This window comes from Ewingella allii (assembly GCF_044430645.1).
GTDB lineage: Bacteria > Pseudomonadota > Gammaproteobacteria > Enterobacterales > Enterobacteriaceae > Ewingella > Ewingella allii.
The window spans coordinates 168,857-184,754 of the sequence record NZ_JAWUDN010000007.1 but is presented as its reverse complement, the minus strand read 5'-3'; the positions used below and the strand labels follow the sequence as shown (position 1 = coordinate 184,754).

At 50.6% G+C, this 15,898-nt stretch carries 15 protein-coding genes; 5 read left to right on the top strand and 10 right to left on the bottom strand.

The annotated features are described in order from the left end of the window. The first annotated feature begins 21 nt into the window (after positions 1 to 21). Positions 22 to 744, top strand: coding sequence for a UTRA domain-containing protein (locus SBO83_RS16075; RefSeq protein WP_396132226.1), 723 nt, complete (start codon positions 22 to 24; stop codon positions 742 to 744). On the opposite strand, the gene SBO83_RS16070 is transcribed toward SBO83_RS16075, so the two are convergent. Then, complete coding sequence (locus SBO83_RS16070) at positions 731 to 1,171, bottom strand: GNAT family N-acetyltransferase (protein WP_396132225.1); 441 nt, start codon at positions 1,169 to 1,171, stop codon at positions 731 to 733. The genes SBO83_RS16075 and SBO83_RS16070 overlap by 14 nt on opposite strands. A 343-nt stretch (positions 1,172 to 1,514) precedes the next feature. On the opposite strand from SBO83_RS16070, the gene SBO83_RS16065 reads away from it, so the two are divergent. Continuing rightward, the gene (locus SBO83_RS16065; protein ID WP_396132224.1) at positions 1,515 to 1,832 is read left to right on the top strand and encodes a hypothetical protein; all 318 of its coding nucleotides are present in this window, start codon (positions 1,515 to 1,517) and stop codon (positions 1,830 to 1,832) included. A 285-nt stretch (positions 1,833 to 2,117) separates the two neighbouring features. After that, on the top strand, positions 2,118 to 2,639 hold the full coding sequence (locus SBO83_RS16060) for a P-loop NTPase family protein (RefSeq protein WP_396132223.1): 522 nt from the start codon (positions 2,118 to 2,120) through the stop codon (positions 2,637 to 2,639). Between the two features lie 29 nt (positions 2,640 to 2,668). Here the strand turns inward: SBO83_RS16060 and SBO83_RS16055 are convergent, their stop codons facing one another. Continuing rightward, positions 2,669 to 3,868 (bottom strand): enolase C-terminal domain-like protein, encoded by a 1,200-nt coding sequence (locus SBO83_RS16055; protein ID WP_396132222.1) that lies wholly within the window; start codon positions 3,866 to 3,868, stop codon positions 2,669 to 2,671. A 344-nt stretch (positions 3,869 to 4,212) separates the two neighbouring features. Here SBO83_RS16055 and SBO83_RS16050 point away from each other — a divergent pair, with 344 nt between their 5' ends. Then, the gene (locus tag SBO83_RS16050) at positions 4,213 to 5,628 is read left to right on the top strand and encodes a PTS transporter subunit EIIC (RefSeq protein WP_278883240.1); all 1,416 of its coding nucleotides are present in this window, start codon (positions 4,213 to 4,215) and stop codon (positions 5,626 to 5,628) included. Here SBO83_RS16050 and SBO83_RS16045 read toward each other — a convergent pair. Genes SBO83_RS16045 through SBO83_RS16025 form a run of 5 tightly spaced genes read right to left on the bottom strand, consistent with a single transcriptional unit; the run spans position 5,620 to position 11,205 of the window. Next, the gene (locus SBO83_RS16045) at positions 5,620 to 6,537 is read right to left on the bottom strand and encodes an oligopeptide/dipeptide ABC transporter ATP-binding protein (RefSeq protein ID WP_396132267.1); all 918 of its coding nucleotides are present in this window, start codon (positions 6,535 to 6,537) and stop codon (positions 5,620 to 5,622) included. The genes SBO83_RS16050 and SBO83_RS16045 overlap by 9 nt on opposite strands. A 47-nt stretch (positions 6,538 to 6,584) precedes the next feature. Next, on the bottom strand, positions 6,585 to 7,595 hold the full coding sequence (locus SBO83_RS16040) for an ABC transporter ATP-binding protein (RefSeq protein ID WP_353504239.1): 1,011 nt from the start codon (positions 7,593 to 7,595) through the stop codon (positions 6,585 to 6,587). Positions 7,596 to 7,599: 4 nt separating this feature from the next. Then, a complete protein-coding gene (locus SBO83_RS16035; RefSeq protein ID WP_353504240.1) occupies positions 7,600 to 8,541 on the bottom strand; it encodes an ABC transporter permease in 942 nt (313 codons plus the stop codon). Continuing rightward, positions 8,541 to 9,500 (bottom strand): ABC transporter permease, encoded by a 960-nt coding sequence (locus tag SBO83_RS16030; RefSeq protein ID WP_353504241.1) that lies wholly within the window; start codon positions 9,498 to 9,500, stop codon positions 8,541 to 8,543. The genes SBO83_RS16035 and SBO83_RS16030 overlap by 1 nt, the downstream gene beginning before the upstream one ends. 52 nt (positions 9,501 to 9,552) lie before the next feature. Beyond that, entirely contained in the window at positions 9,553 to 11,205 is a 1,653-nt protein-coding gene (locus SBO83_RS16025; RefSeq protein ID WP_396132266.1) for an ABC transporter substrate-binding protein, read from the bottom strand. Positions 11,206 to 11,464: 259 nt separating this feature from the next. Between SBO83_RS16025 and SBO83_RS16020 the strand changes: the two genes are divergently transcribed. Further along, the gene (locus SBO83_RS16020) at positions 11,465 to 11,683 is read left to right on the top strand and encodes a DUF7661 family protein (protein ID WP_353504243.1); all 219 of its coding nucleotides are present in this window, start codon (positions 11,465 to 11,467) and stop codon (positions 11,681 to 11,683) included. A 153-nt stretch (positions 11,684 to 11,836) separates the two neighbouring features. Here SBO83_RS16020 and SBO83_RS16015 read toward each other — a convergent pair whose 3' ends face one another. The 3 genes from SBO83_RS16015 to parA all read right to left on the bottom strand — a co-directional run bounded on the left by SBO83_RS16015 (position 11,837) and on the right by parA (position 14,908). Next, positions 11,837 to 12,826, bottom strand: coding sequence for a replication initiation protein (locus tag SBO83_RS16015; RefSeq protein WP_353504244.1), 990 nt, complete (start codon positions 12,824 to 12,826; stop codon positions 11,837 to 11,839). Positions 12,827 to 14,075: 1,249 nt separating this feature from the next. Further along, a complete protein-coding gene (locus SBO83_RS16010; protein WP_154147395.1) occupies positions 14,076 to 14,285 on the bottom strand; it encodes a plasmid partition protein ParG in 210 nt (69 codons plus the stop codon). After that, positions 14,282 to 14,908 carry a ParA family partition ATPase gene (parA, locus tag SBO83_RS16005; RefSeq protein ID WP_034796139.1) on the bottom strand — a complete coding sequence of 209 codons (627 nt, stop codon included), beginning with the start codon at positions 14,906 to 14,908 and terminating at the stop codon, positions 14,282 to 14,284. Before parA ends, SBO83_RS16010 begins: the two co-directional genes overlap by 4 nt. Between the last annotated feature and the right edge of the window lie 990 nt (positions 14,909 to 15,898).

Sequence of the window (15,898 nt, the reverse complement as noted above, 5' to 3'; positions counted from 1 at the left end):
GATTAAATCGGGGCGTTGTTGATGAAAAAGAAGGAATTTATTGCTCAGGACTTGCTGAGTAAAATTTACCAACGCAGCGCCCTGCCGGAAGATCAACGCCCGACCAAGCTTCCCCCCGAACGCCAGCTGGCGGAGGAGTACGGCGCTTCTCGCTTCACCATTCGCAAGGCGCTGGAGAAGCTGGTGGATATCGGCGCGGTGCGGGTGGTTCAGGGTTCTGGGATTTTTATTAATCCCGGCATCAGTAGTAATCCGTTGGTTTACAACTCCATCACCGAGAAGAAATTCGCTGAAATTAGCTTTCGCATGCTTAATCTGCACAAACGCCGCCCGGACAAGGAAGAGCAGCAGATTTTTGGCCTGACGGTGGATGACTTTATTTGGGCTTTTACCCGGCTGCGCGCGGTGAATCAGCACAACGTGCAGATTGAACAGGCCAGAATGCCCTTCAGCCTGTTTACCGATTTAAACCAGAGGGTGATTGAGAGTTCTATTCAACAATATGTGCTGGGCAAGGGCTATCAGATTTCCCACTCCCTCACCCATTACGACGCCGTGATAGTTAATAAAGTGCAGGCCGAGCTGCTCGGCTGTAAGAAAGGCGCACCGGCGATGCATATCCTTAATCGTGGAATTCTGCGCGACGGCCAGGTGTATGCGTTCAGCGATATTGTCGATATCGATTATTCCTGCACCTATGTCATCCCCTTCAATCAGGATAATTTGGCCTTTAGGCAGACCTAATATAGCCCTGCTTTTGCATTTTTTCTAAGGTCTCCCTTTTGGCGCAGACCATGCCGGTCGACAGTAATTCAAAGTCGAGACTCTGGTAAAAACCTATTTTATCCGGCGCGGCATAGATGAAGATCTTGCCGAAGGGCAGCAACTCTTCTCGCACCGCCTCCATGAGCTGCCGACCATAACCTTTGCCTTGCTGATGCGGTACCACCGCTACGTCGGAAAGATAGCTGCACCAGGTCATATCACTGATCGCTCTCGCCACTGCAATAAGCTTGCCCTGTTCATAGCCGAACCAGCAGAAAGCGCTGTGGCGAAAGGCATTTTCTAAATCGCCCGACTCACGTAGACCTAGACCAGCGGTATCAATCAGCTCGACCAACGCCTGCCAATCTACCTCATTGATACTTTCTTTCCGCTTTATCATTATCATCGCACAGGGTTCCTAAGACATGATTGAAGGTGTTTGGTAGGAATTTAATGATCATAAGGCTGTTTTGTAAAACAGAAATTTATATATTATTGTTTGGCAGGAAGCTTGATGAATTCATGAAAATCATATTTCCTAATAGGGTTTATTACAAAAATCTCAAATAAAATAAAATAAAAAAAAGCAACACAACATATTGAAAAGTGATGTTTATAATAGACCGACTAATTTAATTAACTAAAAGTTCAATAAAAAATTAAACGATAGGTTTAATAATGAGATCTAGATCACGATAAGAAATATATTATTATTTAAATATTCAACTTCCATAAACAAGGAGCCGTTTATGAAAGTTATTGACAATTCATTAGTGGAATACATATCTGGTGGCCCCGGCGGTAATACCGGTGATTATCGCTCAGATCGAAATAAAAATAGTCGCGGAGCACCTGACACCTGCGCCAATCAAGCAGGCGTAAATGGTATTCTTGGAGCAATGGCAGGTATACCAGGAGGCCCTCCTGGAATGGCGGCAGCCGCTGCATTAGCTAGTTTATCGACTGCCGTCTCTTGCTCTAGAAATGGCTCAAGTGGGGGCCGCAATCAAGGTGCATTTGGCGGCAATAATAATAGCAATAGTGTGAATGGGCAATGCCGTCGATAGCCATATTATTCACTCCAGCCTGAACAATCGCGTCTAAGGGCGCGGTTTTCGTTAACACTTAGAATGGAATCTAATGATGACCTGCAGTAAGTGGATACACGCCGCAGCGAATATCTTCGCCTTAACACTGAGTATTATTTTAGCCTACGCATCAAACTTAAATATTGTGTCCAATGGAAATAGCATTGCAGATGCGTTTTTAAGCGCATCCTCCTTTATAGGAATAAGGTGGATAGTATTCAAAACATTAACCTATTTCTTTGTAAAACCAGAATAGACCACTAAATGAAGCTCTCTTTTCGAAAGGAATCGATAGAACACCAGCAGACTAAGTGGGTAGGTAAAGCATTATTAACCCCCTCTGCCCCAGCTTGGCTAGTTTTAGGATTGTCACTTCTCTTTTTAACGATCTTCATTGCAGCGTTAACCCTCTGCAACTACACCCGCCGTATAAACGTCTTTGGTGTGATAACCAGTGAACCTCGCTCAGTGAACATTTTCGCGACTCAGCAAGGGTTTATTTCAGACCGTTTTGTAAAGGTCGGTGATGTGGTTAAAAAGGGAGATCGTCTCTATCAGATCGATTTTAGCAAAGTTACCCACGGTGGCAATTTCAGCATTAAGACCCGGGAAGCAATAGAGTCGCAGCTGGTTCAATTGCGGAAAATATCGCCGGATTTACGTCGTCAGCTGATAAACAGTGGATTGAAGAGTGCGCGGAACATCACCCGAATCATTATTGCCCATCGCCCCTCAACCATAGCTTCAGCAGGGAGAGTCATTAGACTTGAACCTCCAGCCTTTTAACCCTCACTTTCGCCTTTAACCGCCCTGCTTTACGGCGTATGAATTGCGCCATTCGGCAAACGGCTTTGGGTCCATTCATGTGGGCGATAGACCACCGGGAATTCCTCTGCGGCTTTAGCATCGAAGCCGACGCCAATCCCCGCCTTTTCAATCGGATAGAAGTAGCCACCTTCGGGTTTCACTGCGTCCGGGAACACGCGCTGGGTGTTAGCGGGATAGGCCACGAACTCCTGAATCGCCGCGTTGTGCAGATGAATGTTCAGATGGGTATTTACCGCCGCGCCGATCGGCGTCATGTCCGGCGGGCAATGCCAGGCAAGGCGCACGCCAAAGCTCTGGCAGAAGCTCCCCAGTTTTAGTGCTGGCGTGATACCGCCAATTTGTGAAACGTGGCAGCGGATAAAATCAATACGGCGGTTGATCACCAAATCTTTCCACTCGGCCGGGTTGTTGAACAACTCACCGGTCGCCAGCGGCACGGCCGTTTGATTGCGGATCTGCTCCAGCCATTCGTTTTGGTGCGGCGGTAGGATATCTTCGATGAAGTACGGGCGGAAGGCTTCCACCTGTTTGGCGAACTGCAAAGCCTGCTGCGGGAATAAGCGCTCGTGGACGTCGTGCAAGATATGGAAGCGATTGCCGTATTTCTCGCGCAGCGCTTTGAACATGGCGAGGGTGTTATCCATGTACTGATCTTGATCGTAGTACGCGCCCTCGGTCGGATTTTTGGTACCGTGGAAGTCCTGCGCGTTGCCGCCGTAAAACCCCAGCTGGCAGCGAATATGGCGATAGCCTTCCGCCAGCAGGCGATCTACTTCAGCATACAATCCTTCCAGCGTGTCACTGGCCGCGTGGCTGTAGGCGGTGATCGCGTCTTTAGATTTCCCGCCAAACAGTTGGTAGAGCGGCATATCCGCCAGTTGGCCTTTAATGTCCCACAGCGCCATATCAATTCCGGCCACGGCGTTGTTCATCACCGGGCCATTGCGCCAGTAAGCGTTGACCATCATCATCTGCCACAGGTCTTCGATGTGGTTGGCATCGCGGCCAATCAGCAGCGGCTTAAGATACTCATCCACCATCAGTTTTACCGCCAGCGGGCGCTGCTGGAAGGTCGCGCAACCCAGTCCGCGAATGCCTTTATCTGTCTCAATCGTCACCACCACCAGATTATGGCGATCGGGACGAGTTATCTGGCATTCAATATTAGTAATAAGGGTGGGCTGCATAATTTATTCCTCGGTGGCTCACATAAAACTGCTCTTAAAAAGCTATTTATCGAGTAACCATGATGGATGGAAATAATCTGATTTCATCAATTTCACCCTATTTTAAACCCTGTTGTAAACCTTAAATTTAATTCATTTTAAATGGTTTGGCATTCAGCATCGAAGACCAGTAAAAACCATACCAATTATCTATAACCCCCACAAAGCCACGCCTTGCAGGTTGGTTTTGTGAGTTGCATCATGTTTTATTGGTTTGTTTTTGTTGACGTGGAACATTAGTATTCCATGCTATTCACGTCATTATTTTCGACTTCATAATAATAACTGTTCGCAGTGGGGTTTTTATGGCAAAAACAGAAGCAATGCAGAAAATTATCCAGCTTGTGGGTGGGCCAGAAAATATTAATAAAGTCTGGCACTGCATGACTCGCCTGCGTTTCGATCTTATTGACGAAAATAAAGTGGCGTGGCAGGAAATTAAAGCCCTGCCCGGCGTATTAGGCGCGCAAAGCCAAAGTGAACAGGTGCAAATTATCATCGGCCCGAAAGTGAATGAGTGGTATGAGGAAATTGTTAGCCACCTCAAGCCGGTGACGCTGGAAAAGACGGACAAACCGAAGGCGCGAAAAGGGTTGGTGTCGCTGTTTATGGATACCGTCTCGGGCGTTTTTGGCCCCATCGTTCCGGCCATCGCGGGCGCGGGGATGATCAAAGGCCTGCTTGCCGGGCTTATCGCGCTGAAAGTGATTTCCGCCAAGAGCGACACCGTGATGGTGATCGACCTGATCGCCAGCGGCGTGTTTTACTTCCTGCCCTTCTTCCTCGCGGTCTCTGCCGCAAAAATCTTTAAAACCAATGAATATTTAGCGGCGGCGGTAGCCGCCTGCTTGATGTATCCGACGCTTATCGACGCCGCCAAGGCGCTGGCCAGCCACACGCCCGGCGCGGCCAGCGCGATTTACTTTATGGATGTCATTCCGGTCTCGGTGTTTAACTACTCGGCCAGCGTGATCCCGGTGATTTTCTCGGTTCTGGCGCTCAGCTATATTCACCGCTGGGTAGACAGGTTTATGCCGGACGTGCTGAAAACCGTGTTCACCCCAACGCTGACGCTGTTTATCGCCGCGCTGGTGTCGCTGTCCGTGATTGGCCCGGCGGGTATTTACCTCGGCAAGCTGCTGGCATTCTTCATTCAGGGGCTGTTTGACGTCTCGTCGGTGTTCGCGGGCTTTATTGTGGGTGCCATCCGACCAGTGGCAATTTTGACCGGCATGCACCATGCCATGACGCCGATTGCCTTGCAGAACTTCACCGATCAGGGCTGGGATATGTTGATGCCAATGATGTTCATGGCCAACATGGCGATTGCCGGTTCGACCTTCGCCATCTACTTCCACGTGAAAACTCGCGAGGAGAAAACGCTGGTGGTTTCGGCCGCCGTCTCTGGCTTACTGGGAATTACCGAGCCGGCGCTGTTTGGCGTGCTGACCCGCTATAAGAAAGCCTTTATCGCCACCACCATCAGCAGTTCGATTGCCTCGGCCTTCATCGCTTTCTTCGGCGTGCGGCTGTATGGCTATATTTTGTCGAGCATTTTCAGCCTGCCGGCCTACATCGGCCCTTACTTTATCTACATCCTGATGGGGGTGACCATCGCGCTGGTGCTGTCATTTACCCTGACCTATATGCTGGTGGTGAGAGGCGATAAAATCTCAGAATCACAAAATCCTGAGATTATCGCATCCCAAGATTCACACTAAGTGGCAGGCCACTCGATGCCCCGCTTCGCCAATAGCGCGCAGTTGGGGCACTTCTTTGCGGCAACGCTCGGTGGCTAACGGGCAGCGCGTGTTGAAGCGACATCCTGACGGCGGCTGCGACGGGTCGGGGATCTCACCTTTGGCCATCGCCACCGGCACGCTGCCGGGCTCTAAACTCGGCACCGCAGCCAGCAGAGCCTGAGTGTAAGGATGCAGCGGCTGGCGGAACAGGGTGTCGCGATCGGCCGTTTCGACAATCTGCCCGAGATACATCACCGCCACGTCATCACACAGGTGCTCCACCACCCCAAGGTCGTGGGAGATAAACAGGAAAGTGACGCCGTGGTCATCGCGCAAATCCGAAAAAAGATTGATGATTTGCGCCTGAATCGACACGTCCAGCGCCGAGATAGGTTCATCGGCAATGATAAAGTCTGGTTGCAGGATAAGCGCCCGGGCGATACCAATGCGCTGACGCTGCCCGCCGGAAAACTCGTGTGGGAAACGGTTGTAGTGCAGCTCGGATAAGCCGCAAATCTTCATCACCTCCAGCACTTTGCTGCGCAGCTCGCCCGGCGCGCACAGCTTGTGCTCCAGCATCGCTTCGCCGATGGCATCACCCACGCGAATTCGCGGGTTCAGCGAGCTATAGGGATCCTGAAATACCAGCTGGATTTTTGGCCGCAGGGCTTTCAGCTGTTTGGGCTTCAGTGCCGAGAGGTCTTCGCCGCGAAACTTCACGCTGCCCGCCGTCTTCTCATATAAGCCGAGCAGGGTTCTGCCGACGGTGGTTTTGCCACTCCCCGACTCCCCCACCAACCCAAAGATAGAGCCTTTGCGGATGTTGAAACTCACACCATCCACCGCGCGAAGCTGGCCGGTCACCTGCCCGAACACGCCATTTTGCATTGGAAAATGCTTTTTCAGGTCTTTCACTTCGACCAAATATTCTGTCTTCACGGCTGTACCTCTAATGGCGACGCGGTGGCAAGCCCGCTGGCGGGCAAACCACTGTAGAAACAGGCGGCCTGACGGGTCTCCCCCACCAAAGCCGGAATGCCCTGACGGCAACGCTCGGTGGCTTTGGCACAGCGCTCGGTAAATGCGCAATATGGCGGCAGCGCGGTAAGGCTCGGCACCTGACCGGGGATGGAATATAAGCGGCGGCGGCGTTCGCCGGGCACTGGCCTTGAGGCAATCAGCCCCTGCGTATAAGGGTGCAGCGGGTTGCGCAGCACGTCGGCGGTCGGCCCCTGCTCGACGATTTTCCCGGCGTACATCACCACCACGTGGTCAGCCATTTGGGCGATAACGCCGAGGTCGTGGGTAATGAGCATCAGCGCCATGTGCTGGCGCTGGGCCTGTTCGCGTAGCAAGGTGAGGATCTGCGCCTGCACGGTGACATCCAGCGCGGTGGTCGGCTCGTCGGCAATCAGCAACTTAGGCTTGCAGCTCAGCGCCATGGCAATCATCACGCGTTGCAGCATGCCGCCAGAGAGTTGGTGCGGGTAGCTTTCCATCAGGCTTGCGGCGCGGGCTAAGCCGACTTCCGTCAGCAAAGCCGTAGCCTTAGCCCATGCGGCTTTTGGTTTATCCCCGAGATGGCGAATCAAGGGTTCGACCAGCTGCTCGCCGATGGTCAGCACCGGGTTCAGAGCGCTCATTGGCTCCTGGAAAATCATCGCCAGCTCGTTACCGCGCAGATCCGCCATGCGGGAAGGCCGCAGGGTCAGCAGATTGGTGCCCTCGAACCAGATCTCGCCGGAGTCGATGCGCGCCGACTGCGGCGGCAGTAAGCCCATCAAGGACATGGCGGTGACGCTTTTACCGCAGCCGGACTCACCGACCACGCCGACCGTCTGGCCGGGCATCACGTCGAAACTCACGCCTTGTACCGCGCGCACTCTCCCCTGCTCGCTGGAAAATGACAGCGAGAGGTTGTTAAAACTGACTAAAGGTTGCGTCATGGCGTTAACCCCGCTTCATTTTTGGGTCTAAGGCGTCACGCAGCCCGTCGCCCAGCACGTTAATCGCAATCACGGTGAGGAAGATGGCAATGCCCGGCGGCATCCACAGCCACGGACGGCGCTGGAAGTCGATCAGGCTGTTGGCAGCATCCATCATGTTGCCCCAGGAGGCCATCGGCGGCACCACGCCTAAGCCGAGGTAGCTCAGCGCGGACTCCATCAAAATGGCGTTGGCAACGGCCATGGTGGCCATTACTACAAGAATCGGTACCGTGTTCGGGAGTAAGTGACGGAACACGCGACGGCGGGAAGAGAGCCCCAGCACCTGCGTCGCCAGCATAAACTCGCGCTCGCGCAATGAGAGGATCTGCCCGCGCACCAGACGCGCCAGCTTCGGGCATTCGATCAGGCTCAGCATCACGATAACCATATAGATGCGCGAGTCCGGCGAGAAATCCAGCTCGGACAGCATCGCGCCCATTACCAACAGCAAAGGCAAAGTGGGAATGGTCATCATTAGGTCGGCAAGGCGCATGACGATTTTATCGGTCAACCCGCCGACATAGCCGGAAAGCGCCCCGAGCAGATAGCCCAGCGTCACCGAGAGCAGCATGGTCAGCAGGCCGATAACCAGCGAAATGCGCCCGGCCAGTAGCAGGCGGGTATAAATATCGCGGCCCAAAAAGTCGGTCCCCAGCCAGTGCTGGGCATTAGGGGCTTTGTTGATCATCAGGGCGTCAGTGGCTTCATCGCGCCACGGGGAAAACATCGGGCCAAACACGCACCACAGCGCCATAACCGTCAGCAGAATGAGGCTAAACATTGCCAGCGGATTGCTGCGTAATGCCTTCCACGCCTGATGCAGTGGTGAAGGCGTGGCCTGCGCCAGAGCGGGGATTTGCGCCTTACGCAGCCGACGCTGGCTGGAGAACAGAGAAATTAACATTATGACTTCACCCGAATACGTGGATCAGCCCAGGCATAAAGCACGTCAGCGATCAGGTTGCCAAGGATGGTGAGCACCGCCAAAAACAGCGTGAATCCCATTAATACCGGGTAATCGCGGGCGGCCAGTGAGTCGATATTGATATGCCCGGCTCCCGGCCAGTTAAAAACCTTCTCGGTGATGATCGCGCCAGAAAAGAGCCCCGGCAGCTCAAAGCCCATCAAGGTAATGAGCGGCAACAGCGCGTTGCGTAGGGCATGCTTGAAGATAACCGTTCTTTCTCGCAGCCCTTTAGCGCGGGCGGTACGGATGAAGTCCATCCGAATGACATCCAGCATGCTGGCGCGGAAATAGCGTGTCAGGCTTCCTGCTTGCAGCATGACCAACGCGAGCACCGGCAGGATCAGGTGCGCCGCAACCTGCATCACCCAGGGCCACCCTGTCGCATCGCTGCCGGTATTGGTCATGCCGCCAACCGGCAACCAATGTAGGTCCACGGCAAACCATTTGATGAGCAGCAAACAGAGGAAGAAGGTGGGGAAAGACATGGCGGCGAAGATCACCACGCTGACCACGTGATCAAACAGCGAATAAGGTTTCAACGCCGAAACGATGCCCACTGCCAGCGCGATGCCCCAATAGAGCACCATGGAGATCCCGGCCAACAGGAAGGAGTTCCAGATATATTGATTGAGCAGCTGGCTGACGGGAATTTGGTATTGCAGCGAAAAGCCGAGGTTGCCCTGTAGCAGCTGGCCCAGCCAGCGGAAATAGCGGGTAAACACCGGCTGATCGAGGCCGTAAAGCGCTTTGAGTTCGGCGGCACGTTGCGCGGTCAGCGTCACGTTGCCATCAATGAAATCGCCGGGAGTTAACGCAAACAGCATGAAGATCAACAGCGAGGCGAGGAACAGCATCGGGATGGTTTGCAGCAATCGCCGCAGAATGAAATTTCTCATGACGTTCTCATTGCCACTGCCGATCAAAGACCGGCAGTGGCGTTATTTCTGATTATTTAACCACTTTCACATCTGGCAGGCTTCCCGTCAGACCGTTATAGATATCCGGTTTGAAGCCTGTGACCCGTGCGCTACTGGCCGAGAGAATTTTACGGTTTGCCAACAGAATGACTGGCGGATCGTTGGCCAGCACCTGATACAACTTATGGTAAATCGGCTTACGTTTTTCAATGTCCAGTTCAGCATTGGCCTGATGAATCAGTTCATCCACCTGCGGGTTGTTGTACCCACCCTGAGTGGCGGCTTCTTTGCTGTAGAAATCCCACACGCCGTCGTGCGGATCGTTCAACGTACTGGTGCTAAAGGAGGCCAGATCGTAGTTGCCCGCCTTGCGTTGGGACATCAGCGCGTTAAAGTCCAATACCTGTGGTTTGAGCAGCACGCCAATCTGGCGGTAGTTCTCTTTGGCAATCGGGATCAGCGCGTCGTTCAGCACTTTCTTGCTGACCAGCAGCGTCAGTTCAAGGCGCTTGCCATCTTTCTCACGGATGCCGTCAGAGCCAACTTTCCAACCTGCTTCGTCCAGCAGTTTCTTAGCCTGGGCCGCGTCGTATTTGTATTGATTCACGCCCTCGGCGTTGTAAGCCCAAGAGATTGGCGAGATCGGCTCATTGGCTACGGTACCGTAGCCCTGATAGACCACGTCGACCAATTTTTGGCGATCAAGACCGTAGATCAGCGCCTGACGGACTTTGACATCTTGCAGGGCCGGGCGGCGGAAGTTGAACTCAATCTTGCTGTAATCGCTGGAACCATAAAGGTTGATGTTGGCGAAGCCCAGTAGCTTGAGCTGCTCGATATCGTCTGGCCGCGAAGTAAAGGCGTCGTAGTCAGTGTCACCGGTCTGGAACAGCTGGAAGTTAGTCGACGGGTTGGTCACGCGATAAATAAAGCGCGGCGTTGGCGGCACGCCTTTATAGTAATGGGTGTTGGCGTGGAAACGGATCTCCTGCCCCGGAATGTATTTTTCGTAAACATACGGGCCATTGCCTAGCGGCTTGCCGTGCAAGGTTCTCAATTCATCGAGATTGCCGCGGGAATAGCCTTTGCCGTAATAGGCTTTTGACAGAACCGGGCCGCCGATTTTTTGCAGCGTCGTGGCGCCCGCCTCTGTGGTGGTCACTTGCAGGGTCTGCGGGTCGATCACCTTCAGGCCAGATACGCTATCTGCTTTACCGGCTTTGTAGTCATCACCGCCGACGATATGGGCTAATGAAATGTCGGTGTCGCCATCATATTTCGGGTCATAAAGTACGGTCAGCGTGAACGCCACGTCTTCAGCGGTTAACGGCGATCCGTCGCTGAAAGTCAGGTTAGGATGAAGCTTGATGGTGTAGGTTTTGCCATCGGGGGATACGGTCCAGCTTTCAGCTAAACCTGGGACAGATTCGCCGTGGCTGTTTAAATCGATCAGTCGGGCAAAAATCACGTTAGTGACGTTTTCGTCCCAACCGTTGACGAAGAAGTAAGGGTTAAAAATACCCTGAGGTTCAGAGATACCCGCAATCACGGTATCTTTGCGTAACTTAGCCGCAGCGGGGATCTGGCTGGCATCGGTGGCAGGCGTAATGCCTTCTTTTAGCTGCTCGTCAGCAACAGACAGAGAGGAGAATAAAAGAGAGCCACAGAGCACTGCCAGCTTCAGTGGCGTAAAGCGCGGCAGGCCGCGGGTTTTAGAATCGTGCAGAGACTTTGCCAAAAGACGTTCCTCATCAAGGTATTTGCATTAAATTTTACAAAACGTGACAAAGAGTAAGGTCGGGTTTTCGCCTTGTCTAACAACGAAAAAGTATGGCTTATAGCAATTTTGTACTGGCACTCTGCTAGTAAGGGTGAACCAGACAGCAGCTTATACTTACGCCTAAAACGACTATTAATGAAGAATGTAACGGAGGAGTGTCCCGATGATGATTTACAACGTGTTCGGCCGCCTGCTGGGCGTCAAGAAAATCGACGGTCGCTGGCAGGTTTTCAACGTGACGCTGCCAGAGAGGAAGTACTCACTTAATCATCAGGTCGCTATTCCTGACTTTATAGAAGAGCATGAGATAGCCACTTACCTCGGCGACATCTTCCACGAGGCGGCCACAGAAAAGCACCCGGATGTACTAAAGGTGGAATGATTTCCTGCTCTCACCCAGTAAGCGCTTACTAACTTACAAGGCCATATTAAAAGCGCCCTTCCCTGAGGGAGAGCGCCAAAATAAGGTGTTATTCAGAAGTTAATTACGCGTAATTACATTGATATTAGAAGACGTTATGTGTTTCCTGCGATATCACTTAGCGGCGGCTTTTTTACTGCGGGAACCCACTTCGGCCATCACTTCTTTCTGTTTGTTTTTATCGCCAATGATCTTGTACCAGCCAGCCAGCTTGCGAAGATCCGGCACTGCTGATTTCTCGTCAGCATCATAAGCGGCTAATTTAATTCGATAATCTTCGAAAATAGCGATGCAGCGACGCGCCCACTCCCCCTCTAACTGCGAACCTGCCACGGCGCGAGGACGGCGCGGTAAGCGTGGTCGCATAGGTTTGGTGGCCTCTGGCGTAGACTCGTCCATGTAGGCAAATTTGATTGAAACCACGGTTCTGCCGCTTTTTACCGGCTCCCATACCACTGAGATGTCGGTATTGGCATTGATCCGGTTGATGGTCGGCTCCAGCAGCTTTTGGCGAAAATCGCGGTAATCCTCGTATTTACCGGCCAGCCCGGCTTTCTCACGCATCCAGTTAAGATCCAGCGTCACCTCAATGGCTTTACCGGGACGGCGGCCATAAAGGTTTTTAGCTTTGATCAACCAGCCATACAGCCGCACCGAGAATGGTGTATCTAGCTTGGCGATGTTGGCGAAATTAAGTTTGGTAAAAGACTCTTTTAATTCATAGAGATAGGGTGCAACGTCTTGGCCGAAACGCAGCACGACGGCGCTATGATCGTCGCTGCTAACATACTCGAGTCGTGAGAACCAAGAGAGCTGAACCGTGCGGATCTTGCCGGTTTTAGCATCAGGTTTGTAGATAGTGACCGGCTTTTTCATCAGGCTTTCAGCGGCTTCGCGCAGCTGCCTGTGGCTGCTGGTGGGGTTCACGCCATAGATCCGCTGATAATCCTGAGGGAAAAGTCGGTAAAGAGTGTCTGGCTGTGGTTTCCTGCTATCGATTTGGGCTAAAGCCAAATTGAGTAACCGCATCTCATCAAGGGTTACGCTATACGCCCCCTCGAGAAGATCATTTCCCTGAACAACGGTTAGTTTATTGAGTTCCATGTCGCAGGATCCATAGGTGGAATGTAGACAAATTATTCCACATATAAATTGCTGCCGTAAAGCAAAAATACTAACTAATTAATTCTTTTATATCATTGTGTTATGTGGCTTCCAAAAAAGTGCGATCAGGAAATTTCTCCACATAAAATTTTTCGAGACGCCTCGCAAGTTTAGATCATTGGCTAATTGTGACACTGACCGAACAGGAAATTTCTCCACATTAAGCGATAAGGATCGCAGTTCGCCGTGTAACTCATCGCGAGAATTTTCTCGGTTCAGATCAGGAAATCTCTCCACATATAAGATCTGACAGGCGTTATGAGGTTGTGTGATCTAGCTCTCATCCCCGAATTTGCCGGTTTTGAGCTTTCAGATACCCATTACAGGAAATCTTTCCACATTAGCCTTCACAATCCAGCAGGAAAAGTTCCCACATATAGCTCCGAGGCTAGTAACAGGAAATTTCTCCACATATCGCCCTCCCCTTGTTAGAGAAACGGCTACCAATAACGGATCCAGACAATCGATCAGGAAATCTTTCCACGTATGCAGAGATGTTAAATGATCAGATAATCTTTCCACATATAACAATGTGACACTGTCACAAAGGACATAAGTGGATGATTTAGTGAAAAGTATAAGGCAGACGTTTTAAGAAAATTTCAGAGCTGGAACAGGAAAAGTCTCCACATCAAGTTACGACAACGCGTACAGGAAATCTTTCCACATTTAGTCGTTCAAGTAAGGGATTCATGTGTGACGCGGTAACAGGAAAAATCTCCACATATGAGGCGTCAACACGAGCAGGAAATTCCTCCACCTTTGATGTTCTGCCCTGCTAACGCAGTAGTTAAACCCTTTACACATAACGCTTAGTCCCGGTGATCCTGCTAAAATACTAAAAGTCTCAAACAGTCCAGAGTTATCAACAGGAAATTGCTCCACATAAGTAAGATCATGATATCCCTAAAGTTATCCACAGGAAATTACTCCACATGGAACAGGAAAAGGATCCACATTCAACAGGAATGATCTCCACATGAAGCATGAAATCACTCCACATATAGGCGCGTAACTGGTTGATACTAAAAATGAAAAAGGCGCTCTAAAGAGAAAGGTTTAAAGTTAAAAAGAAACAAAAGAGTTATTAGATCTTTGGATCCTTCCCTTAAAACAGGCGTCTGGCGGGGGTTTGGCAAAAAGCGGGAAGATCATGCTGACCATCGCTGATCAGCATGCAGACCGAAGATTAAACGCGTTCGTTGTGGATCAACCAGCCTTCGATAAGCTCTGTTAGAACATCTTTCATTTCACGATCCTGCAAAAAGCAGCTGGTCTTAAAGCGCTTATGCAGATCTTCGTCGATATTGGTTTGCAGTTTTTTGACGCTTGATGGCGGTTTAGATACAGCTTCCAGAGCCGTATTGAGTTGTCGATGCTGGCCTAATTTCATTTTCATTTCAGCAACTCCATGATCTCTTTGGTCATAATTTCAATCTCCCCTTTCGCATTCCCGTCAGTAGTATCAAATACCGTGCCGCCATCCATCATGGTGCGGACATAAACTTGACGCTGAGAGGTGCCTGTTCTGAGTGCTGGAACGCCAGTATCTGCAATCGACTCTTTCAACACTTCTAACATTTTAGCGGAAGCGACCTTCTTGGTGATCAGAAAACGCGCAATCACGGGTTGCAGGTTTTCACGCGCTTCTACGACCGCCAGGATAGCGCCACAGGCCGCAAAGTCCAAAGGTGAGGGAGTAACCGGAATTAACACCAAATCGCTTACCATGACCGCTGCGGAGGAAATAGCCGATATGGCGGCAGCTCCGTCGATCACTACGTAGTCATATTCCTTCAGCTGTTTTCTGACGGTGTAGACTTCTTTCTCCGACGCCGCTTCTGCAAGGTCGAACTGGCACTTGCTTTCGTCATACCAGTTGCTGATGCTGCCCTGAGGGTCTGTATCGACCATCACAACTTTGTGTCCTTGTCTGGCGAGACAGGTTGCGATGTTAATGGACGTTGTGGTCTTCCCTACCCCGCCCTTCCCGTTCAGGAAGGAAATTATTTTCGCTGCCATTGCAACCTCTTAGTGATGGATTATGGAATCATAAGATTTCACCATCTTTGAATCCTAGGATTATAAGATTATCCAAGTATGGCATCGTATAATCTCAGGATTCTGTGATTATAAAATCCACGAATCTCATGAGTATGGGATACTATAATGTCCAACACCTAGGATTTCAATATCTCAGGATTTGTAAATCATATAATTCCCTAATCCTAGGATTCTGAGATTGCCACGTCTGATGTTCCCATTATCTTAGGATTGTGGAATCTTGGGATGACTGAATCTTTGAATCTTGGGTGGTTAGGATTTGAGGATTGCATCATCATGTTCACCTCGCAGTGCTAGGATTCTATAATCTCAAAATCTCATGATTCCACTATTACTTGGATAGTGAATGGAGTTTTCCATTTGAGGAAAGCCAAGAGGCGTGGCACCGTTGCCGCGGCGTTATATTCATAATCCTAGGATTTAAAAATCCTGAAATCCTGAGATATTGTTTATTGTAATCCTGAGATTTTGTGATTACAGGATGCAGAAATCTCCAAACGTAACTTGCCAAATCCTATCATTACAAAATCCTGAGATCCCATAATTCCATAATCATATAATTTTAATCAATGAGTTACATATTATGGTGGGACCACTTAACGACGGGGGAGGGGAGTGCCAGGTTTTATCTAAAGGGGATTCTAAATCTTAGAATCCTATGATTTTGTGCCTCTAGTATCTCGGGATTCTATAATCTTGTAATCCCATAATCTTAAATTAGTGGATCCTAAAACGCGTAGTTAGAAGATTAAAATCATGGGATTGTGCAATCCTGTGGTTATGGGATTTAACAATCCTCTGCTTGCCACTGACGCAGCCTATTTATTTCTCTGCATAAAGTTTGCCCATTAACTGCCGATAAGTTGTTCTCTGGGCCGTGACATCATGGGGGTTCACGATGTCGATAGTCTGCGGATTCATTGCTTTTATCTTTGGTTATGGAGTGAG